The 24832-nt window shown below is 68.9% G+C and carries 23 protein-coding genes and 4 tRNA genes; 15 read left to right on the top strand and 12 right to left on the bottom strand.

Annotated features, from left to right (window positions below):
- Positions 1–72: 72 nt before the first annotated feature.
- Both QMG86_RS09110 and QMG86_RS09115 read right to left on the bottom strand, forming a co-directional pair.
- Positions 73–1623: an alpha/beta hydrolase gene (locus QMG86_RS09110; protein ID WP_281878862.1), complete on the bottom strand. Its 1551-nt coding sequence runs from the start codon at positions 1621–1623 to the stop codon at positions 73–75.
- Positions 1624–1654: 31 nt separating this feature from the next.
- Positions 1655–2416 carry a pyrimidine reductase family protein gene (locus QMG86_RS09115; protein WP_281878863.1) on the bottom strand — a complete coding sequence of 254 codons (762 nt, stop codon included), beginning with the start codon at positions 2414–2416 and terminating at the stop codon, positions 1655–1657.
- Positions 2417–2451: 35 nt separating this feature from the next.
- On the opposite strand from QMG86_RS09115, the gene zapE reads away from it, so the two are divergent.
- The 3 genes from zapE (at position 2452) to QMG86_RS09130 (ending at position 5146) form a co-directional block, all read left to right on the top strand.
- On the top strand, positions 2452–3468 hold the full coding sequence (gene zapE, locus QMG86_RS09120) for a cell division protein ZapE (protein WP_281878864.1): 1017 nt from the start codon (positions 2452–2454) through the stop codon (positions 3466–3468).
- Positions 3469–3544: 76 nt separating this feature from the next.
- Positions 3545–4327: a tyrosine-protein phosphatase gene (locus QMG86_RS09125; RefSeq protein ID WP_281878865.1), complete on the top strand. Its 783-nt coding sequence runs from the start codon at positions 3545–3547 to the stop codon at positions 4325–4327.
- Positions 4328–4393: 66 nt separating this feature from the next.
- The gene (locus tag QMG86_RS09130; RefSeq protein ID WP_281878866.1) at positions 4394–5146 is read left to right on the top strand and encodes an alpha/beta fold hydrolase; all 753 of its coding nucleotides are present in this window, start codon (positions 4394–4396) and stop codon (positions 5144–5146) included.
- Between the two features lie 7 nt (positions 5147–5153).
- On the opposite strand, the gene QMG86_RS09135 is transcribed toward QMG86_RS09130, so the two are convergent.
- Positions 5154–5693 (bottom strand): GNAT family N-acetyltransferase, encoded by a 540-nt coding sequence (locus tag QMG86_RS09135; RefSeq protein WP_281878868.1) that lies wholly within the window; start codon positions 5691–5693, stop codon positions 5154–5156.
- 111 nt (positions 5694–5804) lie between these two features.
- On the bottom strand, positions 5805–6323 hold the full coding sequence (locus tag QMG86_RS09140) for a hypothetical protein (protein ID WP_281878870.1): 519 nt from the start codon (positions 6321–6323) through the stop codon (positions 5805–5807).
- Here QMG86_RS09140 and QMG86_RS09145 point away from each other — a divergent pair.
- Positions 6308–6835 carry a hypothetical protein gene (locus QMG86_RS09145; RefSeq protein WP_281878871.1) on the top strand — a complete coding sequence of 176 codons (528 nt, stop codon included), beginning with the start codon at positions 6308–6310 and terminating at the stop codon, positions 6833–6835. The genes QMG86_RS09140 and QMG86_RS09145 overlap by 16 nt on opposite strands.
- 38 nt (positions 6836–6873) lie before the next feature.
- On the opposite strand, the gene QMG86_RS09150 is transcribed toward QMG86_RS09145, so the two are convergent.
- On the bottom strand, positions 6874–8097 hold the full coding sequence (locus QMG86_RS09150) for an MFS transporter (RefSeq protein WP_281878873.1): 1224 nt from the start codon (positions 8095–8097) through the stop codon (positions 6874–6876).
- 281 nt (positions 8098–8378) lie between these two features.
- On the opposite strand from QMG86_RS09150, the gene QMG86_RS09155 reads away from it, so the two are divergent.
- Together QMG86_RS09155 and QMG86_RS09160 are read left to right on the top strand one after the other, a co-directional pair.
- The gene (locus QMG86_RS09155) at positions 8379–9938 is read left to right on the top strand and encodes a flavin-containing monooxygenase (protein WP_281878875.1); all 1560 of its coding nucleotides are present in this window, start codon (positions 8379–8381) and stop codon (positions 9936–9938) included.
- A 431-nt stretch (positions 9939–10369) separates the two neighbouring features.
- On the top strand, positions 10370–11341 hold the full coding sequence (locus tag QMG86_RS09160; RefSeq protein WP_281878877.1) for a LysR family transcriptional regulator: 972 nt from the start codon (positions 10370–10372) through the stop codon (positions 11339–11341).
- Here QMG86_RS09160 and QMG86_RS09165 read toward each other — a convergent pair.
- A complete protein-coding gene (locus tag QMG86_RS09165) occupies positions 11308–12345 on the bottom strand; it encodes a hypothetical protein (protein ID WP_281878879.1) in 1038 nt (345 codons plus the stop codon). The two genes, QMG86_RS09160 and QMG86_RS09165, sit on opposite strands and share 34 nt — an antisense overlap.
- 541 nt (positions 12346–12886) lie before the next feature.
- Here QMG86_RS09165 and QMG86_RS09170 point away from each other — a divergent pair.
- Complete coding sequence (locus QMG86_RS09170) at positions 12887–13831, top strand: hypothetical protein (protein ID WP_281878881.1); 945 nt, start codon at positions 12887–12889, stop codon at positions 13829–13831.
- Here the strand turns inward: QMG86_RS09170 and QMG86_RS09175 are convergent.
- Together QMG86_RS09175 and QMG86_RS09180 are read right to left on the bottom strand one after the other, a co-directional pair.
- Entirely contained in the window at positions 13797–15026 is a 1230-nt protein-coding gene (locus QMG86_RS09175; RefSeq protein WP_281878882.1) for a sigma factor-like helix-turn-helix DNA-binding protein, read from the bottom strand. The genes QMG86_RS09170 and QMG86_RS09175 overlap by 35 nt on opposite strands.
- 142 nt (positions 15027–15168) lie before the next feature.
- A complete protein-coding gene (locus tag QMG86_RS09180) occupies positions 15169–16107 on the bottom strand; it encodes a helix-turn-helix domain-containing protein (RefSeq protein WP_281878883.1) in 939 nt (312 codons plus the stop codon).
- A 217-nt stretch (positions 16108–16324) separates the two neighbouring features.
- Between QMG86_RS09180 and QMG86_RS09185 the strand changes: the two genes are divergently transcribed.
- Genes QMG86_RS09185 through QMG86_RS09195 form a run of 3 tightly spaced genes read left to right on the top strand, consistent with a single transcriptional unit; the run spans position 16325 to position 17156 of the window.
- The gene (locus QMG86_RS09185; protein ID WP_281878884.1) at positions 16325–16849 is read left to right on the top strand and encodes a hypothetical protein; all 525 of its coding nucleotides are present in this window, start codon (positions 16325–16327) and stop codon (positions 16847–16849) included.
- Positions 16846–17028 carry a hypothetical protein gene (locus QMG86_RS09190; RefSeq protein WP_281878885.1) on the top strand — a complete coding sequence of 61 codons (183 nt, stop codon included), beginning with the start codon at positions 16846–16848 and terminating at the stop codon, positions 17026–17028. The genes QMG86_RS09185 and QMG86_RS09190 overlap by 4 nt, the downstream gene beginning before the upstream one ends.
- On the top strand, positions 17028–17156 hold the full coding sequence (locus tag QMG86_RS09195) for a hypothetical protein (protein ID WP_281878887.1): 129 nt from the start codon (positions 17028–17030) through the stop codon (positions 17154–17156). The genes QMG86_RS09190 and QMG86_RS09195 overlap by 1 nt, the downstream gene beginning before the upstream one ends.
- Here the strand turns inward: QMG86_RS09195 and QMG86_RS09200 are convergent.
- Positions 17137–17499 (bottom strand): MarR family transcriptional regulator, encoded by a 363-nt coding sequence (locus QMG86_RS09200; protein WP_281878888.1) that lies wholly within the window; start codon positions 17497–17499, stop codon positions 17137–17139. The genes QMG86_RS09195 and QMG86_RS09200 overlap by 20 nt on opposite strands.
- Before the next feature lie 97 nt (positions 17500–17596).
- Between QMG86_RS09200 and QMG86_RS09205 the strand changes: the two genes are divergently transcribed.
- Positions 17597–18403, top strand: a complete 807-nt coding sequence (locus tag QMG86_RS09205) for a helix-turn-helix domain-containing protein (RefSeq protein ID WP_281878889.1) — start codon at positions 17597–17599, stop codon at positions 18401–18403.
- A complete protein-coding gene (locus QMG86_RS09210) occupies positions 18396–18587 on the top strand; it encodes a DUF397 domain-containing protein (RefSeq protein WP_281878890.1) in 192 nt (63 codons plus the stop codon). The genes QMG86_RS09205 and QMG86_RS09210 overlap by 8 nt, the downstream gene beginning before the upstream one ends.
- A 467-nt stretch (positions 18588–19054) precedes the next feature.
- On the opposite strand, the gene QMG86_RS09215 is transcribed toward QMG86_RS09210, so the two are convergent.
- From QMG86_RS09215 to QMG86_RS09225, 3 genes are all read right to left on the bottom strand, one after another.
- Positions 19055–19129: transfer RNA gene (locus tag QMG86_RS09215), tRNA-Val, on the bottom strand.
- Position 19130: 1 nt separating this feature from the next.
- Positions 19131–19201: transfer RNA gene (locus tag QMG86_RS09220), tRNA-Cys, on the bottom strand.
- A 43-nt stretch (positions 19202–19244) separates the two neighbouring features.
- Positions 19245–19317, bottom strand: a tRNA-Gly gene (locus QMG86_RS09225).
- Positions 19318–19699: 382 nt separating this feature from the next.
- On the opposite strand from QMG86_RS09225, the gene QMG86_RS09230 reads away from it, so the two are divergent.
- The 3 genes from QMG86_RS09230 to QMG86_RS09240 all read left to right on the top strand — a co-directional run bounded on the left by QMG86_RS09230 (position 19700) and on the right by QMG86_RS09240 (position 24820).
- Positions 19700–19771, top strand: a tRNA-Val gene (locus tag QMG86_RS09230).
- 326 nt (positions 19772–20097) lie between these two features.
- Complete coding sequence (locus QMG86_RS09235) at positions 20098–22326, top strand: SulP family inorganic anion transporter (protein ID WP_281878891.1); 2229 nt, start codon at positions 20098–20100, stop codon at positions 22324–22326.
- Positions 22327–22570: 244 nt separating this feature from the next.
- Positions 22571–24820, top strand: a complete 2250-nt coding sequence (locus QMG86_RS09240) for a solute carrier family 23 protein (protein WP_434086166.1) — start codon at positions 22571–22573, stop codon at positions 24818–24820.
- Positions 24821–24832: the final 12 nt, after the last annotated feature.

A 24832-nucleotide genomic window follows, 5' to 3' on the forward strand; every position in this document is an offset into this window, starting at 1 on the left:
CACCGGATCGGTTACCGGTGGTTGGCCGGACCTGCCCGACTCGCGGCCCGAGCGGCTCCTCGACGCCTCCGGTCAGGCCGGGCAGGCGGTGCCGTCAGCGGGAAGTTTGCCGTCCTTCAGATAGTCGAGCACCGCTCGCTGCGCGCAGCCGGAATGCGTGGCCACCGGATGCCCGAAGCCCTGCCAGGACAGCGCCGCGTGCCGGGCGCCCGCCGAACCGAGTGCCCCGGTCACCGACGACTGGCCGCCGTTGCCGACCACCGGATCGGCGACACCGCCGAGCACGAGCACCGGGATGCCCAACTTCTCGGGCAGCGGAGGCGCGGTAGACACCGGCCAGGCCGCGCACTCCATCAGGCCGATGGCCGCCGCTCTGCCGAAGACGGGGTACTTACCCGCCCAGGTGCCTGCCAGCTCGGTGGCCTTGTCCGGCGTCGGCGGCAGCTGCGTGTCGGTGCACCGGTTGACGAACTGCCCGTCGTTCGCCGTGGCCGCGGTCTCGCGGCTGATGAGGTTGCTCAACGGTCCCTGGTCGCCGCGACCCGCTGCGGCGAGCGCGTCGGACAGCTCCGTGACCCGCGTGGCCTGGTCGGCCCGCGGGCTGCCGAGGAAGCCCGACACCGCGGTCAGCACCGCGTTCGCCGAGATGTCGCCGAGCCCGCCGGTCGCGGCCCGGTTCACCAGTTCGGTGACCGCGGCGCGCGGGTCGGCACCGAGCGAGCAGCCCACGCCGACGCAGCGCTGCGCGAACGCCGTCAGCGCCGCCTCAGCGCCTTGCACGGCCTGCTCCGCGCGGGTCACCGCATCGGTGCCGACCGGCTCGGGGGAGTCGAGCACCAGCCGGGCGAGGTGGTCTCCGTACTTGCGGGCGTAGCTCAGCGCGACCTTCGCGCCGTTGCCGGTGCCCAGCACCGCGATGTGCTCCACCTGCCACTGCCTGCGCAGTTGCTCGATGTCGTCGGCGGCGTGCGGCGCGTCGAAGGTGCCCTCGTAGGGCTGCAGGAAATCGCGGCAGGCGATGGTGCCGTCCTGGCTCAGCTTCGTCATCCGCGCGACCGGGTCGCCCGGGTCGGACTGGGCGTTGTCGGCCAGGCCGCGGCGGACCTCCAGCGGCAGGCAGTCGATCGGCTGCGAGGTGCCGATGCCGCGCCGGTCCACCGCGACGATCGGGCGGGCGGCCAGCAGCGCCGAGGCCGGGCCCGCGGCCAATCCGGCCAGGGTGGCGGAGGATGAGCGATCCGAACCCGAGGTGAGCACCAGGGGCGGCGCGTCGGCCGGGGTCTGCGCCAGCCTGGCCCGCAGCGCGCCGGCCCGGAAATTGCCGAGCACCGCGCCTGTCGAATCGATCGGGGTGGAGTACTCGGCGCAGTCCAATACCAGCCCCGCGGGCGCGGGCCCGAGGCCGAGCTGATCCAAGGTCGGCTGGGTGCACTCCCGCCAGCTGAGATCGGTTTTGGGCACCTCGGCGCTCGGCGGCGGAGCGGGCGCGGCGGAGGTCGTCGCGGCGCCCGCGACCGGCGGGCGCTGCACCGCGACACCGGGACGATCCGACGGTCCCGCGCCGCAACCGGCGGTCACGATCGAAAGGGTGGCGGCAAGCACGGCAGCCCGAGTCCAGCGCATTGCTACAGCCTGCCAGGTTCGGGCGGTTCTTTCATCGACGGGCCCACCGGGTGAGCACCGTGCCGTCGTCGTCCAGCAGGACGTGCGCGCGCGTCATCCGGACGCGGAACTCGTGCCCGGACAGCGAGATTCGCCGCGCCGCGCCGCCCACCAGCAGCGGCGCGGTGGTCAGGCAGAGCTCATCGACCACGTCGGCCTCCAGCAGTTCACCGAACAGGTGCGGGCCGCCCTCGGTGAGCACGCGCAGCAGGCCGCGCTCGCCGAGCACGCGCAGCAGGCCGGTCGGCGTCACCGCGATGTCACCGGCTTCGATCACCTCGGCGCCCGCGTCCGCCAGACGCTGTTTGCGGTCGGCGGGAGCGGTGGCCGTCGTGATGATCAGCGGTGGCACCTGGGTGTCGGTCAGCAGGCGTGCGTCGGGGTCGATCGCCGCGCTGGCCGTGACCACCGCGATCGGCGGCGGCGCGCCGTCGGGATGCCCGCCGATGCCGCGCTCGTGGAACGCGCGGCGGCGCCCCGGGTCGGTGCGTGCCCCGCCGTAGTTCTCCGCGCGCGCCGTGCCCGCGCCGACCACGATCACCTCCGCCAGTTCGCGCAGCAGCATGAACACCGTCCGGTCGGCCGGCGTGCCCAGCCCTTCGGTCAGGTTCCCGCTGGTGGCCGCGCCATCGATGCTGGAGACGAAATTGGCGCGGACCAAAGGCGCGTCGAGTGCGGCGGGGAAGGCGTACAACTGCGCGAGGTCGTCGGGGCTGAGCTCTGTGAGCTGGATCGCATTCTGGCTACGCTGCATGAGACCAGATCACACCACGTCTTTAGGCTTCGTCCATGCAAGAACGCCTCGTCGATCGTCACCCGGAGGTCCCGGCCGATCAGCTCGTCGCCCAGATGGTGCCTCCGCCCATGTTCGACGAGGTGAGTTTCGCCTCCTACATCCCGGATCCGAAGGAACCGAGCCAGGCGGCGGCGGTCCGCAAGGCCGAAGAGTTCGCCGGCCAGGTCGCCAAGATCAGCAAGGCCGCGCACAAGAAGAGCTTCTTCGGCAAGAAGAAGCAGGTCAGCGGTGCCGGTTTGTACCTGGACGGCGGGTTCGGCGTCGGTAAGACCCATCTGCTCGCCTCGATCTTCCACAGCTCGCCCGCGCCCAAGTCGTTCGGCACGTTCGGCGAGCTGACCAATCTGGTCGGCGCGCTCGGCTTCGCCAACGCCCTCGAGCGGTTGTCGGGCAACAGCGTGCTGTGCATCGACGAGTTCGAGCTCGACGATCCGGGTGACACCATGCTGGTCTCGCGATTGCTGACCGAACTGTCCGCCGCCGGTGTCTCGATCGCCGCCACGTCGAACACCCTGCCGGGCCAGCTCGGCGAAGGACGTTTCGCCGCGCAGGATTTCCTGCGCGAGATCAAGAAGCTGGGCGCCATCTTCGAGGCGGTGCGCGTGGACGGGCCGGACTACCGCCATCGCGACCTGCCGCCCGCGCCGGAGCCCACGTCGCCGGACGTGCTGTCCGAACGGGCCGGCAGCACACCGGGTTCCACGCTCGACGACTTCGACGCGCTGCTGAAGCACCTCAGCACGCTGCACCCGTCGAAGTACGGCGCGCTGATCTCCGGGGTGTCGTCGGTGTTCGTCTCCGGCGTGCATCCGGTGACCGATCAGGCCGTGGCACTGCGCATCGTGGTACTGGCCGACCGGCTCTACGACGCGAGCGTCCCGGTGACGGTGTCGGGCGCGAAGCTCGACGAGATCTTCTCCGCCGAGATGCTCGAGGGCGGATACCGCAAGAAGTATCTGCGCGCCATCTCGCGCTTGCTCGCGCTGTCGCGGTTCGAAGTCCCGGCCTAGCGCCGCCATCCGACCGCGGCGGTTCGGCGAGGACGACGTGTGCGAGTTCCGCGGACTCGATGATTGGAGCAGCCGAATGGCCCCTCGATTTCGTGCCCCGGTCGTGATGGCGGCCGGTCTGGCGGTCGCGTTCGGACCGGTAGCAGGCATCGCGCAGGCCGACCCGCCCGCGGCTGTCGCCGCCGACCCCGCGCTGCACCTGCAGGCGGTGCAGAACGCCCGCGACATCGGCGGCTACCGCACCACCGACGGCCGGATCGTGCGCACCGGTCTGGTGTATCGCACCGGACAGCTGAACAACGCGACGCCGGGCGACTTGGCCGCGCTCACCGACCGCCACGTGCGCTCCGTCCACGACCTGCGCACGGTCTACGAGCGCGCGCTCGGGCCGGACCGGATCCCCACGGGTGCGACGGCGCACTGGGACGACGTGATCGGCCAGGCTCCGCCTCAGGTCATCGCCACCACGCTCACCGGGGGTGACGGGCTGTACCGCGCGTTCATCACCGCCCCTGGCGCGAACGAGGCGTTCGCTTCGGTGCTGCGCGACGTCATCGGCGCGGACGGTGCGGTGCTGTTCCACTGCACCGCGGGCAAGGATCGCACCGGCTGGGCGGCGGCGGTGCTGCTGACCGTGCTCGGGGTGGATCGGGCCACGGTCACCGAGGATTACCTGCTGTCCAACCGGTTCCGCAACGCGAGCCAGGACGACCCGCTCAACGGTGTCCAGGCGGCCTGGCTCGACGCGGCCTTCGACCAGGCGAACCAGACCTACGGAAGTTTCGACGCCTATGTCCGGGACGGGCTGCGGCTGACCGACGGCGACATCGCCGCCCTGCGGGCCCGTCTGCTGGGCTGAGCGCGGCGTCCGGACCGAACGTCCACTTCGGCTGTCCGGGGCCGCACCGTGCACTACGATCCCGGCATGGCGAAGTTTGAGACATGGGACGGCCTGGAACTCAATTACCGGGTCTGGGAGGGCGGGGGCGTCCCGGTCGTGCTGCAACACGGGGTGGTCGCGGACACCAACGCGAACTGGATGAGCACCGGTGTGGTCGCCGCGCTGCACTCCGCCGGGCACACCGTGGTTTCCCTGGACGCACGCGGCCACGGTCGCTCCGACAAGCCGCACGAGGCGGCGCGCTACTCGTGGCAGGCCATGGCGCGTGACGTGCGCGCGCTCTACGACGAACTGGGCTTCGAGGAAGTGGTGCAGGTCGGGTACTCGATGGGCGGGGTGATCTCGCTGCTGGTGGCCGCGACCGACGAGCGTGTGCGGCGGCTGGCGGTCGGTGGCATCGGCTCGGGCGTGCTGGACTGCGGCGGCGTCGACCGCCGCGTGATCGACCTGCCCGATCTGCAGGCCGCGATGACCGGAGACGGCGCCGGCGCGTCGCCGACAGCGAAGATGTTCCGGGTGCTGGCCGACGCGGTGCACGCCGACGTGGACGCCATCCACGCGGTGGCCACCGGCCTCGACGATCGTCCCATCGAGACCCTGGCGGACATCACCGTGCCCGCGCTGGTGCTGGCGGGCGACAACGATCCGTTCGCCGCCGAACCGGAGCGGCTCGCCGCGGCGCTGCCGAACGGCGTGCTCGCCGTGGTGCCCGGCGATCATCTGATGGCGGTGGTGAGCCCCGCCTTCCATGCAGCGCTCGTCGATTTCCTGCGCTGAGTCGGGACTAGAAGACCAGCCGCAGCACGTAATCGTGGTGCACCTGGTTGCCGACGGTGAACTTCCTGGTGCCGACCTCCGCGAAACCATGCTTCGCGTAGAAGCGGCGGGCGCGGGCGTTCTCCTGATTGACGCCCAGCCAGACGCCCGGGTATCCCTGAGCGCGCGTCCAGTCCAGCGCGGCGGTCATCAGCGCGGTGGACACGCCGGTGCCATGGTGTCCGGGCAGCACGTACATCTTGCTGATCTCCACCAGCTCGCGTATCCCGACCGACTCGGCCACCGCTGAGTCGGCCGGGGCGCGGGTGACCAGCATCGCGTATCCGACGATGTCTCCGTCCACGACAGCTTTGAGCACGATCCGAGCCGGATCGCTCAGATATTCGCCGAAGCGTTCCTCCGACAGGACGTCGCCGACGAAGACCGCGATGTCGTCGGGCGTCGCTCCGGGCGGACACGCGAGCGGGAAAGTCGCCGCCGCCACGTCGCTGAGCGCTTCCGCGTCCCACAGCCCGGCCCGATCGACGATGACTGGGAGGTTGCTCATGTCCTTATCAGAGCATACGGTTCGGCGGGAATGTGAACTCGTCGCGTGTAGGCCAGAGCCTCATGGTGGGATCATGGGAGTTGGTGGGCAATATCCGACGACATCGGTAGTTCAGCTATTGGGGGTCAAGCTGGGGCCTTCAGTATTTTGAAGCAGCTTGATACCGAAAGCATTTCCTCGCACCCCTGCCACCGTTACCTGGTAGGTGATCATGAACAGCGTAGCTCGTCGAGCTGATAGCCGTGCGTTCAGGACTGGCAGAAGCGGATCTCCTTGGACTCCGTCGATTGACTGGGGCTCCAATTCGGCAAACGCAAACTCAACCGACGTTGTCCCCATTTCGTCTTGGTAGTCGGACCAGCAAGTAGAAGCGGATGGTGCCGCGCTCACCGTGGAGATAACCTGTGGTTTCGGACTGGCTTGAGAATCTCCATAACTCATGACATTTCCGCTGGCGTCCATCGGTAAGAACGCCTTTATGTCTTCGGTGTCATCAAATTCTCCGCCGATGTGGTCGACCCGGATGAAACCTGCATACAGATCTACGACGGAAGTAGCGCTAACAGATGTCGGTGCTGAGAAAACCACGTAGGTGGGCCTGACCATGCGGTTGAGTGGAATCGACTTCATGGATAGCTCCTCTGGTCGATCAGCTGGTGTTTATTTCCATCCTCCACGCATCTGGTATTTATGCGGCCTTTCCTCATCACTCACGGGTCGCGATGGTCTTCCATGCCGCACGGAATCTAATCCTCTCCCGGTCGGTCTGGGCTTCGGCGGGCTGTCGTCGGCAGCACCACGGCGACCGGCTGGCCGTAGTGGCGGACGACCTGTTCGTCGCCGTTGGCGAGGTGTTCGAACAGGACGGCCGGGTCGTCGTCTTGGCACTCGCGGGTGCGCTTGCACGCTGCGTACACCAGCGGCAGATCGCGTCCGATGTGACGCAGTCGAGTTACCCCTGCCCGGCCGGAAGCGCCGTCGAGCTCTACTCGATCATCGACGGCGGGCATACCTGGCCCGGCAATCCGTTTGTGGTGTCGCCGGTGCCGTTGGTCGGTGGCACCACCACGTCGATCAGCGCCGATCGGATCATGTGGGACTTCTGCCGTGCCCATCCGCTGGAAGGCTCCCTCCGTCGCTGACGGAACCGACTGCGGCTCGCGCACGGGACCAGCACGGCCTAGCCGGTCGGACCGAGTTCTGTGGGCTGGTCCACCGTTCCCGGACGTGGCGCGCTCGCGACGCGATGGGAGCGGAAGACCCGGGAGAGCGCTATCAGCGCCACGGCGAACAGCAGGGGAATCACGAATCCCGCACGGTGCCCCACACTCGCCGCGACCGCGCCGACCAGGCCGCCGCCCAGGAGGGTTCCCGCGTAGTTGAACAGGTTGAGACGCGCGATCAGCGCGTCGAGCTCTCGTCCGGTCGCGAGTTGCCCGGCCGCGCTGAAACACAACGGTGCGATCACGGGCAGACCGGCGCCCGCGACCAGAAAACCCGCGATCGCGACGGCTGGACTCGGCGCGGCCACCACGAGCGCGAGACCACAGGCCCCCGTGGCCGCGGCGGCCCGGACCACAGTGCGCGGACCGAAACGGCGCACCAGCGAATCGCCCGCGGCTCGGGCGACCAGCGATGTGCCCTGATACGCGGCGAAGGCGAGTGCCGCGGTCGCCGAACCGGCCAGCATGTCGTCGGTGAGATACAAGGCCGACCAGTTGCCCACCGCCAGGTCGATGGCGAAGACGAACGCCGCCGCGATCCCGAACGCGAGATACGCGCGCAGCGCGACTGCCGGGCCGGGCGAGGCGGTCTCGGTGGGACTCGTCTCCGCGTCCCGCACGCCGAGCAGTCCCGGCCCGAGCAGCCAGCCGAGCACCAGCACGACCGCCGCGGCCGCGAGCAGCGATTCGCGTAGCGTCACCTCCAGCGCCTCGCACCCCGACACGAACAACGCCCCGGCTATCGTTCCGGCGCTCCACGAAGCGTAGAACGACGACAGGATGAACGTCCCGTACCCGTGCTGGATGAACACCGCCTGCATGTTGGTGCTCGCGTCGACGATGCCGACCGCGATCCCATAGCAGCCGAGCGCGGCCACCAGCAGCGCCGTGTTCGGCGCGAACGCCGCCGCCGAGCCGGTGCCGGCCACGAGCAGCAGCCCGATCCGCACCGCCGCGCGGCTGGACCAGCGCAGCGCCAGCCGCTCCGCCAGGACGCTGCCGCCGCCCGCCAGCAAGGAGATCAGCACCACCGAGACGGCGATCACCCCGTCCGACAGGCCGAAACGTGCTTTTTGCTGCGGCAATTCGGTCAGCACGACGGCGAGGAAGAAGCCCTGCGCGCCGAACGCGAACGAGTTCGCGACGCGGGCGCGCCGCAGGACGGGCGCGATCGAACTCACCGGCGCAGGGTAGCCGGAGCCGCACGACGGCGCGCGCCGAGCCTGCCTCGGGGCGGGACTCGCCCGGCTCGAGGCGCGCATCGCGCTGACCCGGCCGATCCGGCGCTATCAGCTGCTGCGGCCCGCCGTCGGCGACATGGACCTGCGGTGGCGGGAGAGCATTCTGATCCGCGGGCTGCTCGAGCTCCCCGTCGTCCCGGTGCGTGCGCCCGCGGTGCGCTGACGAGCGGATTCGGTCGACCGACTTTGCTGTGCGCCGCTGGCGACGTAGCCTCTTGCGCATGACAAGCGGAAGCCGCATCGGGATCGTCGGTGCGGGTATCGCAGGTCTCGCCTGCGCGAAAGTATTGCAACAGGAGGGTTTTCCGGTCGAAATCTTCGACCGCGCACCCGATGTCGGTGGCGTGTGGAGTGCGACCCGGCGATACCCGGGACTGCAAACGCAGAACTCCAAGGACACGTACCACTTCTCCGACTTTCCGATGCCGGGCGACTACCCGCGGGTTCTCGACGGGCAGCACATGCAGGCGTATCTGGCCGCCTACGCCGAGCGCTTCGGGTTGACCGAGCACTTGCGGCTGCGCACCGAGGTGGTCGCCGCCGATCCGGTGGACAGCGGCTGGCTGCTGGAAATTCGCGACGAGAGCGGAGTCCACCGGGCGTCGTGCGACCACCTGGTGATCGCCAACGGCGTTTTCAGTGAGCCCGCGATGCCGGAGTACCACGGCGCCGACTGGTTCCGCGCCGCGGGCGGGCGTCTGTGCCATTCCTCGGAGTTCACCGATCTGGAGTCGGTGCGCGGCAAGTCGGTCGTCGTGGTGGGTTACGGCAAGTCCGCCTGCGACATCGCCACCGCGGTGAGCGAGGTCGCGGCGTCCACCTCGGTCGTGGCGCGGCGGCTGTTCTGGAAGATGCCGCGCAAGCTGGCGCGGGTGATCGACTACGAACGGCTGATGCTGACCCGCTTCGGCGAGGCCCATTTCCACTACCTACGGCCCCGCTGGATGGATCGGTTCCTGGACGGTCCCGGTGAATCCGTGCGGATCAGCAACTTCGATCTGATCCAGGAACTGGTCACCAAGCACTCTCACCTGCGCGAACTCGACTTGGTGCCCACCGGGCGATTCGAGGAGATCGCCGAGAGCACCGTGAGTCTCGTCAGCGAGGGCTTCTACGAGCAGGTGGCCAACGGACGCATCACGGTGCACCGGGACACGACCATCACCGAGATGGGCGGCGGCCAGAAGGCGGCGCCCGGGATCCGGCTGTCCACCGGGCAGGTGCTGCAGGCCGACGTCGTGATCTGCGCGACCGGCTTCCAGCAGCGCGTCCCCTTCCTCACCCCGTATATCCAGCGCAGGCTGACCGACGAGCACGGCAACTTCCGCCTGCATCGGCAGATCCTGCCGTTGGGGGTGCCGAATCTGACCTTCGCCGGCTACAACTCCTCGACGATCAGCACGCTCAACGCCGAGGTCGCCGCGCACTGGACCGCCGCGCTGCTCACCGGCAGGCTGCACCTGCCGCCCGCGGAGAAACTCGACGAGGAGATCGACGCCCGCCTGCGCTGGATGGAGGAACGCACGCACGGCCGCCACGCGCATGGCACCGCGGTCGTCCCGTTCTCCATCCAGAACATCGACGAGATGCTCGCCGACCTGAAGTTCCGCCTGCCGCTGCACACGCGAGCGGCGCAGGTGTTCCGCCGGATCAAGCCGGAGTCCTACCGGGGTCTGGCCACCCGTCGCAAGCCCGGGCCGGGGCCGACGGCGCGCCCGACGGCGCCGATCGAGGCGGAACTGCTGCCCTATGAGGGCGACAGCGGCCGGGTCAGCCACTAGGGCCGTGGCTGCTCCGCTGAGTCGGTAGGCGTGTGGCGGACGGGTACTGATGTCCGCCGCGCTGATCGTCGGCTGCGAGTGGTGCGTGTGCACGATTGCATCGACTGCCGAAATTCCCGTGTGTCGACCCGCGACTCGGACACGGCTGTCCGACGCTCGCCTGCGTTCGGGTGACTCGGGGCGCGTCACCGTATCCGGCGCGCGCACCGATGGAGTGTGTCGCGGCTCGATAGCCGACGTGCACGGTGCATACCCGCAGGTCGATACGTCATTGTGAACCCCGGACGGCGCACGGGCGGAAGCGATCGCGTGCTCGACCGCGAACCATTCCCTCGACGGGATGTCCGACCGTGCCGTTCGGGTCGGACTCGCCCCGGGTTATCGCGTGCGCAATACCGGGGGCCGCTGGTTGCGTTGGCGATAATCCAAGGGTGGAAGCGCTGGACATGAATCTCCTCGTGGCCCTCGACGCACTGCTCGACACCAACAGCGTCACCCTGGCCGCGGAGCGCCTACACACCTCGCCACCCGCGATGAGCCGGACGCTGGCCAAATTGCGTGGCGTGCTCGGCGACCCGCTGCTGGTGCGCGCGGGCCGCAATCTGGTGCCCACGCCACGCGCGCTGGAATTGCGTTACGAGGTCAGCACTCTGGTCGAGCAGGGACGCGCGCTGCTGACACCGCGTGACGACCTCGACCCGGCGGCGCTGCGCCGGACGTTCGCGGTGCAGGCCGGCGATATGGTGCTGAGCGAACTGGCCGGGCCCCTGCTGTCCGCGGTACGGGCCCAGGCTCCAGGCGTGACGCTGCGATTCCTGCCCGACATCGTGGAGGGCACCGCCGCGTTGCGCGACGGCCGGGTCGACCTCGAAGTCGGTGTGATCGACCACACCGATCCAGAGACGGCCGTGCGCCGAGTGCTCACCGATCGGGTGATCGGAGTAGCCGCCGCCGACCATCCCTTGGTCACCGATCGCGTCACCGTCGCCGCGTACGCGGCCGCGCCGCATCTGAGCATCTCGCGCACCGGCCGTTCGCACGGCCCGATCGACGACCGCTTGGCCCTGCACGGCCGCACCCGGCGGGTGGTGGCCACCGTGCCGACGCTGACCAGCGCGCTGTTCGCGGTGCGTGGCAGCGACTTGGTCTGCCCCGCGCCCGCCCTGCTGAGCGCCGCGACATTACCCGCGATCGGTCTTGCCGCGTTCGAGATACCGCTGCCGCTGCCCGAGGTCGCTATCGGGATGGCATGGCATCCGCGTAACACCGCCGACGGGGGGCATCGCTGGTTGCGCGATCTAGTGCAGGAGATCCTGCTGCGTTCTTCGGCGGCGGCGCGTCCGCCGAAGCGGAAGCGCGCCAGAGCCGCTCAGGACACCGGCGGCGGGCTGGAGAGCCGGTAGTCGGCCGGTCTGCGCTGCGCTTCGGTGCGCTCGGACTGATATCCGTTCGTGGTCGACTCACCCGGCGTGTTCCCGAAGACGTCGGCCCGGCCGAGCGGAGCCGCCGCCGTGCGCTTGAGTTCGTCCAGCATGGCCTGCAACTTGTCCACGTGCGTGTTCTCGACCGGGGTCCGGTCGTCCACACCGGCGCGGTGCGCGCCGGTGAGTCCCGTGCCCGTGGCCTCGGGGGCCGCACCGTTCTCCGAGCCGCTGTGATCGGTGGCCGCGGCGGACGCGACGATGCTCTCGTACGGGGCGTTCTCGACGGGGGAGTACGAGCCCGCCGCGGGGGCGGGCTCACGCGAGGCCGGGAAGGTCTCTTGTTGTCCGGTACCGGGATCGCGCGGGGTGGGCGCGGTGAACGACGAGACGGGTTCCCGCGGTGTCGGCGTGGTGAAAGCGGGTTCACGCGCGGGAGGGGCGGTGAAGTTCGACGCGGAATTGCCGGGGGCGGTGAAGCCCTGCGCGTTCGGCTCGAGTGCGGTCAGCGTGGGCTCGCGCGGGGGCGTGAAGCTCGTCGGCGCAGCGGGACTCGGCTCGGGCGCCGCGTGCACCGGCTCACGCGGTGTGCCGTTCCGGGTGCCCGCCGTTCCGGGCGACTCGCTCTTCGGTGCCGTGGGCTCGGCGCTGTGCTCCGGTCGGCGCGCACTGGACCGCCTCGCGGCGGCCCGGGGTAGCGGGGCAGCCGGTCGCTGGGCCGTCTCTTGATCCTCCGGCGCCGGGTCGGCACCGGATTCCAGGCGTTCCACCCTGGCATCGAGGCCCGAAATGTCCTGTCCCGCCCGGAAAGCCCACGCCTCGAGCTTGGCCAACCGCCCCTCGACGGTCGGTTCGCTCGCCACGGCCTGCGCACCGTCGATGCGGGCCGCCACCGCGTCCAGCTTCTCGCTGACCTCTCGGAGAGCCGACGCGATACTCGACAGCATCGCGCCGATCGACTCGCCGGTCTGCTGACCGTGCTCCATCCAGTACCTACTTCCCCGTATCGGCCCAGCTCGCACTCGGCCGGACGATTCTATCCGCCCAGTTGGACATCCGCGGCTCGCGAAGAATCGGCGGCGCACCGATCAAAGACCTGATCACTGCAGCCTAGGCCCCCGGAATTACCCCCGTGCAGGCGGATTACGCGGCGACCCGCTTTGTCCGGAACGGGCCGACACCTCCGATCCGACATTATCCGCCCGATCCGCGTCCCGCGCGAGTCCACGCTTCGGGTGACCGCGACGACGCGTCGCGCGGCCGTGCTGTGCCCGCTCGTCGAGGGCCGGGCGCGGCGCGGAATGGCGGCAACTGTCAATTCGGCGATATCAGAAGCGCCGATGCCGCCCCGTGGCATGATGAAAGCCCTTGTGCCGCAGAGTACGACGCCATTTCCGTGGATCGGGCATGTGCGTGGCACACCCGAGCGCGGGGTAGACGAGGCTGGCGAGGTTGCCGAGTCTGACGCACTCTTGATCTATGGCGTAGGTCGCCGGGCCTGCGGTGGTTGTGCAGGGGAGTGGTCGCGTGAGAACGAAGCAGCGGGCGGAGATCGCCTGCGGGCGCCGGGCGATGCTCGCCGAGTTGGGTATCGGAGAGGCTTCCGGCCGTACCCGCGGGTCGAAGACCGGTTATGCCTGCGGGTGTCCGGAATGCGCCGCCGCGCAGTGGGACATGCGGCGGCTGAAGTACTGGTTGTGCGGCAGACTGCTGGCCTACGGGGCCGACGAGGCCGAAGTGGATCGGCGCATCGGGACGCTGCCGGTGGATGTGTACTGGCGTAAGGGCGACCGGGTCTACGCGATCGAGGTGCGCAGCGGCCCGGTGGAGCGAGGGCTCGCGCGAGAGCACACCGAGCGGCTGCGCGCCGAGGGCTGCACGGATGTGCTGTGGCTGTGCCCGCCCGGCTACTGGGTGCCGTATCTGCACGCGCTGGGCATCGCGGACTTCGCTCCGGCCGCCTGCGATTACCGCGCGGTCACCGGTGTGCTGGACACCGAGCACGCGATGGCGGCGCCGCGGCGCGAACCGGTCGAACTGCGCGAATTCATCGCGGGCTGGGTGCGCGGCGAATACGTCTGGGGCTATCGGGACGAGAGGACAGGAGGCTGGGCCACCGTGACCGACTGGGAGTACCACACGAAGACGCAGGCCACGGTCATCGCCCGGCAGCGCCAGGAACTGGTCAACCAGCGCACGGCGCTCGCGGTGGCCCGGAAGTCGTTGCGCGACAAGCAGAAACATCTACTGAAGCTGACCACGCGGCTGGAACGCGCGGAGCTGGACGCGCAGAAAAAGGCCGACGCCCTCGCCACCGCCCAGCGCACGATCGCCGATCACGACCGGCTCGACAAGGCCTTGCGCAACACGATCGCCAATCTCGAGGTGACCATCGGCCGCTGGCAGCTGATCACCATCTGCGCGATGCTGCTGATCGTCACGTTCTTGGCGGCGGCGATGGTGGTGCGCTGAGCCGGAAGGGCGCTCGGTCCCAGCGCCATTCGTGGCGCAGCACCAGCGCGAGGAAGTCCAGCAGTTCCAGGCCGGTCTTCGCGCGCACCTCGCGGAGCGCGGCCCAGTGCACGGGGCCGCGCTCGATGAGGTCGCGCAGCATCCGCTCGCTCGCGGCGTCGACAGCGCGTGCGCGCAGATCCGGGATGCCGATGCGACTGCCGGTCCAGATCAGCCAGCCCCACCCGTTGGCGTGCGCGTGCGCTCGGCTCGCGGCGGCTTTCACCCGGTTCACGTGAAAGCCCACGTGGCCGAGGGGCGCGACGTCGATCAACACCGTGCGGCCGTCGGTGAGCTGGGCGACGATGCTCGGATAGTGCACCCGCTCGGCGCCGTCGAGGTCGTAGACGACCGCCGCGGGTTGCTCCTGGAAGGTCTCCACCTGATCGCCCGCGTTGAGGATCCACAACAGCCTGGCCTCCAGACCGGAGTCGAACGGCACGTCGCGACCGACCTTGTCCAGGTAGAAGCGCCCGCGGCCGTCGTCGTCGCTGTCCACGGTGCGCGCGGAGGTGGTGGGGATCGCGGCCGGGGCGCCGGCGCGGGGCCAGTCGACCTGGTCGAGCCAGGGATTCAGCTGACTGGTCGCGCGCGGCTCGGCGTCGTGCAGCTTCGCCAGACGCCGGTTGGTCTTCTTCTGCCAAGCCGCGATGCGCTGGGTGACGAACCCGGCGACCCGCTTCGCGTCCTCGGCCGCGTGCCCGGCGAGCCGCAGTTTCAGGTACGACAGCTCGGTCGCCGCGATATCGGTGTCGGTCGCGTACGTCTCCACCAGCAGCGCGCGCGTCAACTGCCGGTCCCGCGCGTCCAGGGGATAGCGCGCGGACAGGACCGCGGCGGCGCGATGCCCGGACAACTGCGCCATCCGGATCATCTGCCCGACCGCTTTGGTGTGTAGTTGGCGCACCCGGTCGCGGGAGAGGTCGTAGCGAGCGCCGATGCGGGCCAGCGTCTCGGGCTTCTCCCCGCTGATCCCGAGCCGAGCCGTCAGCAGGTCGCCGTCCTTGGCCTTCTGGTCGGCGCGCATGGCGACCAGCTCGCCGAGCACCTCGTTGACCTCTTCCAGCTCGAACGAGATGTCGCCGCGAAGATCCAGCGACTCGGGATCGTCGTCATCCGGCGCCGCCCCCTGCGCGACCTCCGTACTGATCGTCACGCGACAACCCCCTGACTCGGCTCCGGCACTGTGCGCCACAGCGTATCCCCGCCCACCGACACCGGGCCCCTGTCACCGTGCCGGCCGTTTCAAGTGTTCGGTGCCCATTCGGGTGCTGTGTGTACGCGGACCGGGCACCGTATCACCCGCTGACCGGGTTCATGTCCGGGTCGACGCGGCGCAGCGCGGAAGCCAGCCACTCGGTTCGCCGGTGCTCGGCGGGCATCTCGGCCAGACCGTCCGATGCTTCCTGGATCGCGTTGGTCGTGTCGCCCAGCAAGGACAGGACGCCCCCGCGCTGCACACCGCCGAATCCGGGTGTCCACCAGTACATGGCTTCCGGCGGTTCGATACCGTCCGCCGCGTCTGTCGCCGCGTCGGCCTCGGAGAGTGCACGCAGTGCTTCGCCTGGCTCCCCGCGCGCGGCCAGTAGTTCGGCCCTGCGCATCCTCGCGTAGGCGACCAGGACGGGGTGCGCGCCACGGACCGCCAGCGCGGCGTCCGACAGGGCGATCACTTCGCCGTAGTCCCCGGTCGCGCTCCACGCCACGTACCCGGCGAAACCGAGGCTGTGGACGAGTCGGTCTGGGTCGCGGGATTCCGCTGCCAGGTCCACAGCCGTGGTCAGGCTGCGCCGCGCGGCGGTGTCGGCTCCCACCGCGTGTTCGAGCCAACCCCGGTACTGCGTGATCTCGGAGGCGAGCGCCGCCGCCTCGGTGCGGGCCGTGCGTGCTTCGCGTGCGAATTGCTCGGACATGGCGGACATGCCGCGTACCGCCGGAAGCACCGCCAGGGCACCGGCCGCGTCCTCGATCCGGCGGGTAGACGAAAGCATCATGGCGACGTCGGCAAGGGCGCTGGCGTCCACGCTCGCAGCCGACCTGGCGGCGGTGGTCAGTCGGCCCAGGTCCGTTGTCCCCAAGACGCGTTCGTAGGCGGCGGTCACTCCGGCGGGCACGGGGCGCTGCCCGGTCTCGATCGCCGACAGATAGGTCTTGCTGTAGAACGTCCGTTCCGCCATCGCGCGCAGAGAGATACCGGCCGCTTCCCGAGCGGCACGCATGAGCGCCCCGGTTTCCACCACACCAGCGTAATGGGGGTGTGGACACCTGCGGACGCCGAAAACGCAAGTGCGCGAGCCCTTCACGCATAGCGTCGATTTCAGCCCCGTCGCCGGGTGGACACCGCCGGGTATCGGCGATGTTGCCCCGGCCCGTCCCCGGCGGCGGGTGCCTACCAACAATCGGTCTCGGCAATTCGAGGCGGTGCGTCATCTCGCTACCCGGTGGGCCGACCGCGTGGAACCCAGGCTGTCCGTCGCGACGACGCGCGAGCTTTCCACCTGGGGATGGTTGTTGCTCCGGGCATCGGCGGCGGCGGTACGCGATAACCGGCCCGACGAGGCCGACGAGATGATGAGGCTTGCCGCCGCCGGTGCGGTCGCGGTGCGGCCCGAATCCGGTCCCTATCACCAGTACTGGACGACGTTCGACCCGGCCACGGTGGCTATGAAGCGGGTAGAGAACGCCGTGGTGGACGACCGCCCGGACGTCGCGTTGCGCCTGGCCAGCGATATCCCGCCGGACCAGCGGCCGACGTCGGACAACCGGAACCGGCACCTGATCGACGTATCGGCAGCCCACGTGGAATTACGCCACTATGATGCCGCCTTCGACGTGCTGGCGTCGCTGTCGCGTGATGCGCGCCCGTGGCTGGTCGAACAGCGCTCGGCGCGTGATCTGCTGGGCCGCATCATCTCCAAACGTCGCACGCTCACGCCGGAAATGCGCGAACTCGCCGATTTGGTGCAGCTCGAATATTGACCAACAGTGAACTGCTCGTCTCGGCTGCCTGGACCGCGCTGGCGACCCTCGACTACGCCGACGTGACGGTGGGGCCGTTCCTCGCCGCCGACGATTGGGTGGCCTTCGGCGTGCACTCCGAAGACGGCAGCTTCACCGTCAGTGTGTCCGACGACGTTCCTCTTCCACCCGCTGCGTGATGTCCTCCACCGACCTGCCCTTCGGTATCCGCTGCGGCCAGCAGATCGCCGCGACAATCACCAACAAGGGCAGGCCGACCGCCACCGTGATGCCGACCTCGATCCAGCTCATTGCGCGAACCGCCTGAACTTGGTGGCCCATGCCGCGCGCCCTCGTGGAGTGACCGACCAGCGGGAACCGTGCGCCGTTGCCATGATCAGCCCGCGTGATTCGAGCTGACCGATCACCCGGCGGGTGCTCCATCTGGTGAGCTGCGCTTCGCGGCTGATCTGGTCGGCGGTGAGCATTCCGCCCGGTGCCAGCACGCCCAGTACCGCTGCCTCTGCGTCCACTGTCAACCCCTCTGCGTCGGTGTCCGCCCACTGCGCGAGAGCAACGGCGGTGCGCCTGATCAGTTCGACGGCCGGACGCTCTGCCGTGCCCGCCGGATACTCATGCGCGCCCGGAATCCGTTGCGGTAGTGCGTCCATCGCGTGCCCCTCTCTGGAATTTCCCCTCGTGGGACTCAATGCTCCGCGTGCACAACGAAACAGGCCACGGCGCGCACGATGCACCTACGATGCGACTATGCGCAGAGAACGCCTTATCGAGGCGCGGAAGGCGACCGGGAAGACTCAGGAGCAGATAGCCGAAGCTGTGGGGGTGGATCGGACCACGTTGGGGCGATGGGAGCGCAACGAGGGGACTCCGTATCCGGCTCAGCGACCGAAATACGCTGAGGCACTGGGTATCACGATGGACGAACTGTCGGCGATGCTCAGCAGCGTCCCCGCCATCGAGGGCGAGGTACCCGAATGGCTGTCCACGTATCTCGGTATGGAGCAGTCGGCCACGTCCATCCGTACTCACGAGCCGCGCGCCGTCTACGGACTGCTGCAAATTCCCTCCTACGTCGAAGCCCTGGTGAGTCGGGTCGGCATTTCGGGAGTCTCGGACACCTATGTCCAGCAGGCGGTGGATCAGCGTCTGCACCGGCAGAAGCGTGTTCGGTCGGGCGATCTGGTGCTAGACGTGATTCAGCCGGAATCCTCGCTACGGTTGCGCGTCGGCACCCCGGAGGTGATGTCCACGCAGTTGCGGACCGTGGCGGAGCTGTCGGAGCTGCCCAACGTGACGGTGCGGGTCACCACCTATGACGCCGGACAGTACGAAGCGCGCCGCCTGCACGCGTTCTCGCTCATGTCCCACCCGTGGGGTTCGCCGCGTGTCCACATCGAGTCGTACGGTGGCGGGCGGTTCATCACTGATGCCGAGGAAGTGCAATACTTCGCCAGTGCGTTCGACCACGGGGCGAAGGTTGCTCTGAGTCCCACCGAGTCGCGCCGATTCATTCTCGGACTGGCAGAGGAATGGGAGCGCAAGAACCATGGATAGCCTCGAATGGCGGGTGTCGAGCTTCACCGACAACGGGACATGCGTCGAGGTGGCCGGGACGCCGAGCACCGTCTACGTGCGCAACTCCAACGCTCGGGAGGCCGGGACGGTCGCGTTCACCCGTGAAGAGTGGGGCGCGTTCCTCAAGGGCGCTCAGGCCGGAGAGTTCGACGACTTGGCGTGAGCTGTACCGAGCCGCCCGGGGGTTGGGGCGCGCGTACCCAATCGTCGCTCTCGTGCGGCTTGTACCCGATGTTCTTCAAGCCACCGGGTCCGAGTATCAGAGGAAGTAGGAGGGCGGGTACCTTCTGCCCCTCGTGCTCGATGATGGGAAGTCCGGGAGTCTCTGTGGCGGCTGGCCGAGCCTGCTCATCCACACAGCACCCAGCCAGTACGGCGGATGCTCCCGGTCTCCATTCGGCCACTCGATCTCCAACCGACCACCCCGCCTCGGGTCGTTGCCGGGCTCCACGTGGAGGGTGACGTCGTTACTCGGGTGCTGTTCATGACGACCTCTAGGGAAATACGCCCCCGCTGGTGTATCTCGAGTGGCAGCATGGACGTTTCCCGCCGGACCGAATGCCGCGAGCTCAGCCAGTTCACGGATACAAGTAAACCCCTGCCGAAACAGGGGCTGACCTGGTGAGACGGTGGTGCGCGATACTGGGATTGAACCAGTGACCTCTTCCGTGTCAGGGAAGCGCTCTCCCGCTGAGCTAATCGCGCGAGGTGGAGACGGGAATCGAACCCGTGTGCACGGCTTTGCAGGCCGTTGCCTCACCACTCGGCCACTCCACCGCGCAAAGGGGGACGGCGTAATGTTGCCTGGCCCTACCTCTCGAGCGGATGACGGGATTCGAACCCGCGACCCTCACCTTGGCAAGGTGATGCGCTACCAGCTGCGCTACATCCGCATTCTGCCTCCCCGGGGCTCGTTTCCGGCCTCCGTGGTGCGAGACAGAACATTAGCCGACGCCCGGTGAAAGGTACAAATCCGCTGGTAGAACGGCGGAAATCCGGAAGGTGGCGTGCTGTGACGCCGGTGGCCGATGGGGTCGGTGGGGGAGGTGGGGCGTTCCGTCCTCGGTCTCGATGATCGAGACGCCGATTCGGCTGCCCGGCTCGACGGGTTGTGAGACGTCCGGCCCTTCTCGGAGAACACGCGGGGTGGGGCCGCCGTCCGGCGGAGGGTGGGGCTGCACGTCCCTGCCCGGTTGGCGATTTGGTGAACCGCCGGTGGCGCGTGCTAATGTTTCGTCTCGTCCGGAGGGCACCCCAGCCGCCGGAAACCCGTAAGGTCTCATAGCTCAGCGGGAGAGCGTCCGCCTCACACGCGGAAGGTCGCTGGTTCGATCCCAGCTGGGACCACTTACGCGAACGAGACCGGTGCAGTTGCTGCCCGGTCTCCTTTATTCTCCGCGTCGGTCGGCGCTCTCTCGGCTTCACGTCACTCTGGTGGATGCAGCCCACTCCTCGATGTTGCGCTGTGACCTGGGTCACATTATGGTAGCGGTTGTCCTCATCCGGACCGGAAACCTTTCCACACGCTTTGCGAAGTCTTTACTATCGTGCCGACTGCTCCGTCACGGATCGTGTTTCCGCCGACGGCCCGAGCTTCGACCGCCGCTCGCTTTCGATGCCAAGAACATGTTTGACCGATGAACCGAGGCCACCACCTCGGCGAAGGAGAAAATATGTCCACCGACACCGATTCCGCACCACGGACGTCGCCGTACGCGAACATGGGCGATCGTCTGACCGTCATCGGCCGTGCCGATCTGCCCGCTTCGATCGTGGTTTTCCTGGTCGCCCTACCCCTTTCGCTCGGCGTCGCGGTGGCCTCCGGCGCCCCGGTCGCTGCGGGCCTGATCGCCGCCGTCGTCGGCGGTGTGGTGGCCGGACTGCTCGGCGGTTCCGCGATCCAGGTCAGCGGGCCCACCGCGAGCCTCACCGTGGTCGTCGCCGCGAGTGTGCACCAGTTCGGCTGGGCGGCAACCTGTTTCATCACGATCGGTGCGGGCATGCTGCAGATCCTGTTCGGGCTGAGCCGGATCGCCAGGGCCGCGCTGGCCATCGCCCCGGTGGTCGTGCACGGCATGCTGGCGGGCATCGGCGTGGTGATCGCGCTGCAACAGGTCCATGTCCTGCTGGGCGGGAACTCGCTGAGTTCGTCGTTCGCCGCGCTGGTCGCCCTGCCCCGCCAACTGATGTCGGTGCGCACGGGCGACCTGGTCGTCGGACTCGTCGTCATCGGCATCCTGGTCGCGTGGCGCTCGGTGCCGGGGCGGGCGCGGGTGGTGCCCGGCCCGCTCGTCGCGGTGTTCATCGCCACTCTGCTGGCGCTGGTCCTGCCGACGCACGTCGAGCGCATCGTGCTGAACGGCTCGTTGGCGGACGCGCTGGGCCTGCCCGCCATTCCCTCCGGCGGTCCGGCGGCCGTCGTCACGACCATGGTGACGATCGCCCTCATCGCGAGCATCGAGACCCTGTTGTCGGCCGTCGCGGTGGACAAGATGCGGCCCGGCCACCGCACCGACTTCGACCGGGAGCTGATCGGGCAGGGATCGGCCAACGTCGTGTCCGGCCTGCTCGGCGGCCTGCCCATCGCGGGGGTCATCGTGCGCAGCATCACGAACGCGAACGCCGGTGCCCGCAGCCGGGCGGCGACCGTGCTGCACGGAATCTGGATCCTGCTGTTCGCGGTCGCGCTGGCCGGGCTGGTGCGGCAGATCCCGACCGCCGCCCTGGCCGGACTGCTCATCTTCGTCGGCGTGCAGCTGATCAAGCTGGCGCACATCCGGCTGGCCAGGCGGGCCGGCGAGATGTACGTCTACCTGGCGACGGTGCTGGGCGTGGTGTTCCTGAACCTGCTGCAAGGCATGGTGATCGGGCTGGTGCTGGCCTTCGCGCTGCTGTTGTGGCGGGTGGTGCGCGTGACAATCGTCGCGGCAACGGTTCCGGGCACGCGCCGATGGGTGGTCACCATCGATGGCACGTGCACCTTCCTGGCCTTGCCGAAGCTGACCGCGGAACTGGCGAAGGTCCCCGCCGACGCCGACGTGACCGTCGAGATGGCCGTCGACTTCCTGGACCACGCCACGCACGAGTTCCTCACCGAATGGGCTCGCGAGCGCGAGACATCGAGCGCGGCGGTGCAATTCGCCGAACTCGGCAGCGCGCGGATGGCCACCGTCTTGGCCGGGCCGCCCGAGCGCGGGCACTTCCGGCAGGTCATCGACCAGGTGATCGGGCCATGGCGACGGACGGGTAGTCGGGAGGACCGCATCGCGGCGGGCATCGCGGCCTACCACCGCGGCCACGCCCACGTGCTGCGCTCGCATCTGGACAAGCTGCGCCATCGGCACGACGCCGACTCGTTCTTCCTCACCTGCGCGGACGCGCGGATCGTGCCGAACGTCATCACCAACAGCGGGCCGGGCGACCTGTTCACCGTCCGCAACGTGGGCAATATCGTGCCCGCGCGCGGCGGAGACGTCTCGGTGGAGGCGGCCCTGATCTACGCGCTCGAGCGGCTGGACGTGCGCGCGGTCGTGGTGTGCGGTCACTCCGGCTGCGGGGCGATGGAGGCGCTGCACCGTGAGGTGCGGGCGGGGGAAGGGCTCGGCGATTGGCTGGCGCACGCGCGGCCGAGCCTGGAGCGCTATCGGCTGGGACATCCGGTGGCCGCCGCGGCGGCCGTCGCCGGGTTCGGGCCGGTGGACCAGCTGGGCATGGTGAACGTCGCGGTGCAGCTGGAGACGCTGCACGCGCACCCGGTCGTGCGCCGGGGAGTCGAGGAGCGCGGCGTGGCGGTGACCGGATTGTTCTTCGACCTCGCCACGGCCCGAGTGATCGAGGTCATGGTCGACGGCATCGCGGAGTTCGGCGACGAAGGCCGCCTGATCGCGGTGGAAACGGCGTGACCTGGGGATTGTGGAGTAGGTCACGGTGATGACGACGGCGGGACAGTGGGGAATGCCACACAATCGGCGAAGTTCTCAGGCTTTGCTAAGTCTTTACCAATACACTTGTACTCGTTTACATCTCGACTCATCGCTGTGTCGGGACTGCTTCACCGCGAGATGCCGGTTCGCGGTCTTGTGCCCTGCTGGACATGTTGATCGTCAACCGACCTCGGCGAATCAGCCGAGTCGGCGAAGGAGAGTCATGGCTATCGATCACGATTTAGCCCCGCCACCGTCAATGCCCGCACCCATGGGCTCGGGCCGCAGTTCCGGACCACTGTCCGATCGCTTCTCCGATATCCTCCGCCACGACGTGCCGTCCTCGATCGTGGTTTTCCTTGTCGCGCTGCCGCTTTCGCTAGGCATCGCGATCGCGTCCGGAGCCCCCGTCGCCGCCGGGCTCATCGCCGCCGTGATCGGCGGCATCGTCGTCGGCACGCTCGGCGGGTCGGTCCTCCAGGTGAGCGGCCCGGCCGCGGGCCTCACCGTGGTCGTCGCCGAGACGATCAATCAATTCGGTTGGCGCACGACGTGTTTCATCGTCTTCGCGGCCGGTGTACTGCAGATTCTGCTCGGGCTCAGCCGGGTGGCCAGGGCGGCGCTCGCCGTGGCGCCCGTGGTGGTGCACGCGATGCTGGCCGGTATCGGCATCACGATCGCGCTGCAACAGATCCATGTGCTGCTCGGCGGTTCCTCGCACAGCTCGGCCTGGCGCAACATCGTGCAACTGCCCGGTCAGCTGTTGTCCCTGCACGGGGGCGGCGCGCTGATCGGCGCGGTGGTGATCGCGATCATGGTCGGCTGGAAATACCTGCCCGCCCGGGTGCGCGCGGTGCCCGGCCCGCTGGTCGCGGTGCTCGTCGGCACGGTGTTGTCGCTGGTGCTGCCGCTCGATGCCGAGCGCATCGTGCTCAACGGCTCGCTGTTCGACGCCATCGGCCTGCCCGCTCTGCCGCGCGGCGACTGGTCCGGTCTGGTCCTGGCCATCCTCACCATCGCCCTGATCGCCAGCGTGGAAAGCCTGCTGTCCGCGGTGGCCGTGGACAAGATGCACTCGCGCAAGCGCACCGACTTCGACCGTGAGCTGATCGGCCAGGGCTCGGCGAACGTGCTGTCCGGCCTGCTCGGCGGCCTGCCGGTCACCGGCGTCATCGTGCGCAGCGCCACCAACGTGCAGGCGGGTGCGCACAGCCGCGCCTCCGCGGTGCTGCACGGCGTCTGGGTGCTGGTGTTCTCCGTGGCGCTGGTCTCCGTGGTGGAGCAGATCCCGAAGGCCGCGCTGGCCGGTCTGCTCATCGTGATCGGCACCCAGCTGGTCAAACTGGCCCATATCAAACTGGCCCGGCGCACCGGTGACCTGCTGGTCTACGCCGTGACGGTGCTCGGCGTGGTGTTCTTGAACCTGCTCGAGGGCGTACTGATCGGCCTCGGCCTGGCCTTCGGCCTGCTGCTGTGGCGGGTGGTCCGGGTGGCGGTCAAAGCCGAACAGGTTTCCGGTACGCAGCGCTGGGTGGTCACCATCGACGGCTCGGCCACCTTCCTCGCACTGCCGAAGCTCTCGGCGCAGTTCGCCATGATCCCCCCGGGAGCCGACGTCACGGTGGAGATGACCGTCGACTACCTCGATCACGCGGCGTTCGAGGCCATCGAGGAGTTCGCCCGCCAGCAGGTGAACAACGGAGGCAGCGTCGATTTCGTGGAGATCGGCGGGGCCAGGATGGCCCACGCCGGGGTGCAGCCGCCCGCGCGCAGCTTCGCGCGGTCGGTCTGGGACGAGATCCTCGGCCCCTGGCGGCGCGACGATCGGCACGCCAACCCGGTCGCGGCGGGCGTCGCGGCCTACCACCGCAGCCACGCGCACGTCGTCCGGCCGCATCTGGACGAGCTGCGTGATCAGCAGGATCCGGATTCGTTCTTCCTGACCTGCTCGGACTCGCGGATCGTGCCGAACATCATCACCAACAGCGGACCCGGCGACCTGTTCACCGTCCGCAACGTGGGCAACCTCGCGCCCGCCGAGGGCGACGCGTCGGTGGAGGCCGCGCTGGTGTTCGCGCTCGAACAGCTGAACGTCCGCTCCATCGTCGTCTGCGGGCATTCCTCCTGCGGTGCGATGAAGGCGCTGCACACCGGCGCCGAGGTGCCCGGTGTGGACCCCTGGCTCGCGCACGCGCGACCGAGCCTGGAGCGATTCCGCGCGGGCCATCCGGTCGCGGCCGCCGCGCGGGAGGCCGGTTTCGGCGAGGTCGATCAGCTGGCCATGGTGAACGTGGCGATGCAGCTCGAGGTATTGCACCGGCATCCGGCGGTGCGCAAGGCGGTGGCCGAGCGCGGCGTCACGGTGTCGGGCCTGTTCTTCGATATCGCCAGTGCCCGGGTGGTCGAGGTGACCGAGAACGGGATCGCGCACATCGATGACGCGGGCCACCAGCCCACTGCCGAACTCGTCTGATCGAGGCCGGAC

This window comes from Nocardia sputorum (assembly GCF_027924405.1).
Lineage (GTDB): Bacteria > Actinomycetota > Actinomycetes > Mycobacteriales > Mycobacteriaceae > Nocardia > Nocardia sputorum.

Bases quoted from the DNA above. Each gene is read 5' to 3' on its own strand.
- QMG86_RS09125 (WP_281878865.1), top strand. From the start codon at position 3,545: ATGGCCCCTCGATTTCGTGCCCCGGTCGTGATGGCGGCCGGTCTGGCG.
- zapE (WP_281878864.1), top strand. From the start codon at position 2,452: ATGCAAGAACGCCTCGTCGATCGTCACCCGGAGGTCCCGGCCGATCAG.
- QMG86_RS09130 (WP_281878866.1), top strand. From the start codon at position 4,394: ATGGCGAAGTTTGAGACATGGGACGGCCTGGAACTCAATTACCGGGTC.
- QMG86_RS09210 (WP_281878890.1), top strand. From the start codon at position 18,396: ATGGATAGCCTCGAATGGCGGGTGTCGAGCTTCACCGACAACGGGACA.
- QMG86_RS09200 (WP_281878888.1), bottom strand. From the start codon at position 17,499: ATGGACGCACTACCGCAACGGATTCCGGGCGCGCATGAGTATCCGGCG.
- QMG86_RS09115 (WP_281878863.1), bottom strand. From the start codon at position 2,416: ATGCAGCGTAGCCAGAATGCGATCCAGCTCACAGAGCTCAGCCCCGAC.
- QMG86_RS09205 (WP_281878889.1), top strand. From the start codon at position 17,597: ATGCGCAGAGAACGCCTTATCGAGGCGCGGAAGGCGACCGGGAAGACT.
- QMG86_RS09135 (WP_281878868.1), bottom strand. From the start codon at position 5,693: ATGAGCAACCTCCCAGTCATCGTCGATCGGGCCGGGCTGTGGGACGCG.
- QMG86_RS09240 (WP_434086166.1), top strand. From the start codon at position 22,571: ATGGCTATCGATCACGATTTAGCCCCGCCACCGTCAATGCCCGCACCC.
- QMG86_RS09140 (WP_281878870.1), bottom strand. From the start codon at position 6,323: ATGAAGTCGATTCCACTCAACCGCATGGTCAGGCCCACCTACGTGGTT.
- QMG86_RS09195 (WP_281878887.1), top strand. From the start codon at position 17,028: ATGTCCTCCACCGACCTGCCCTTCGGTATCCGCTGCGGCCAGCAGATC.
- QMG86_RS09165 (WP_281878879.1), bottom strand. From the start codon at position 12,345: ATGGAGCACGGTCAGCAGACCGGCGAGTCGATCGGCGCGATGCTGTCG.
- QMG86_RS09155 (WP_281878875.1), top strand. From the start codon at position 8,379: ATGACAAGCGGAAGCCGCATCGGGATCGTCGGTGCGGGTATCGCAGGT.
- QMG86_RS09110 (WP_281878862.1), bottom strand. From the start codon at position 1,623: ATGCGCTGGACTCGGGCTGCCGTGCTTGCCGCCACCCTTTCGATCGTG.
- QMG86_RS09235 (WP_281878891.1), top strand. From the start codon at position 20,098: ATGTCCACCGACACCGATTCCGCACCACGGACGTCGCCGTACGCGAAC.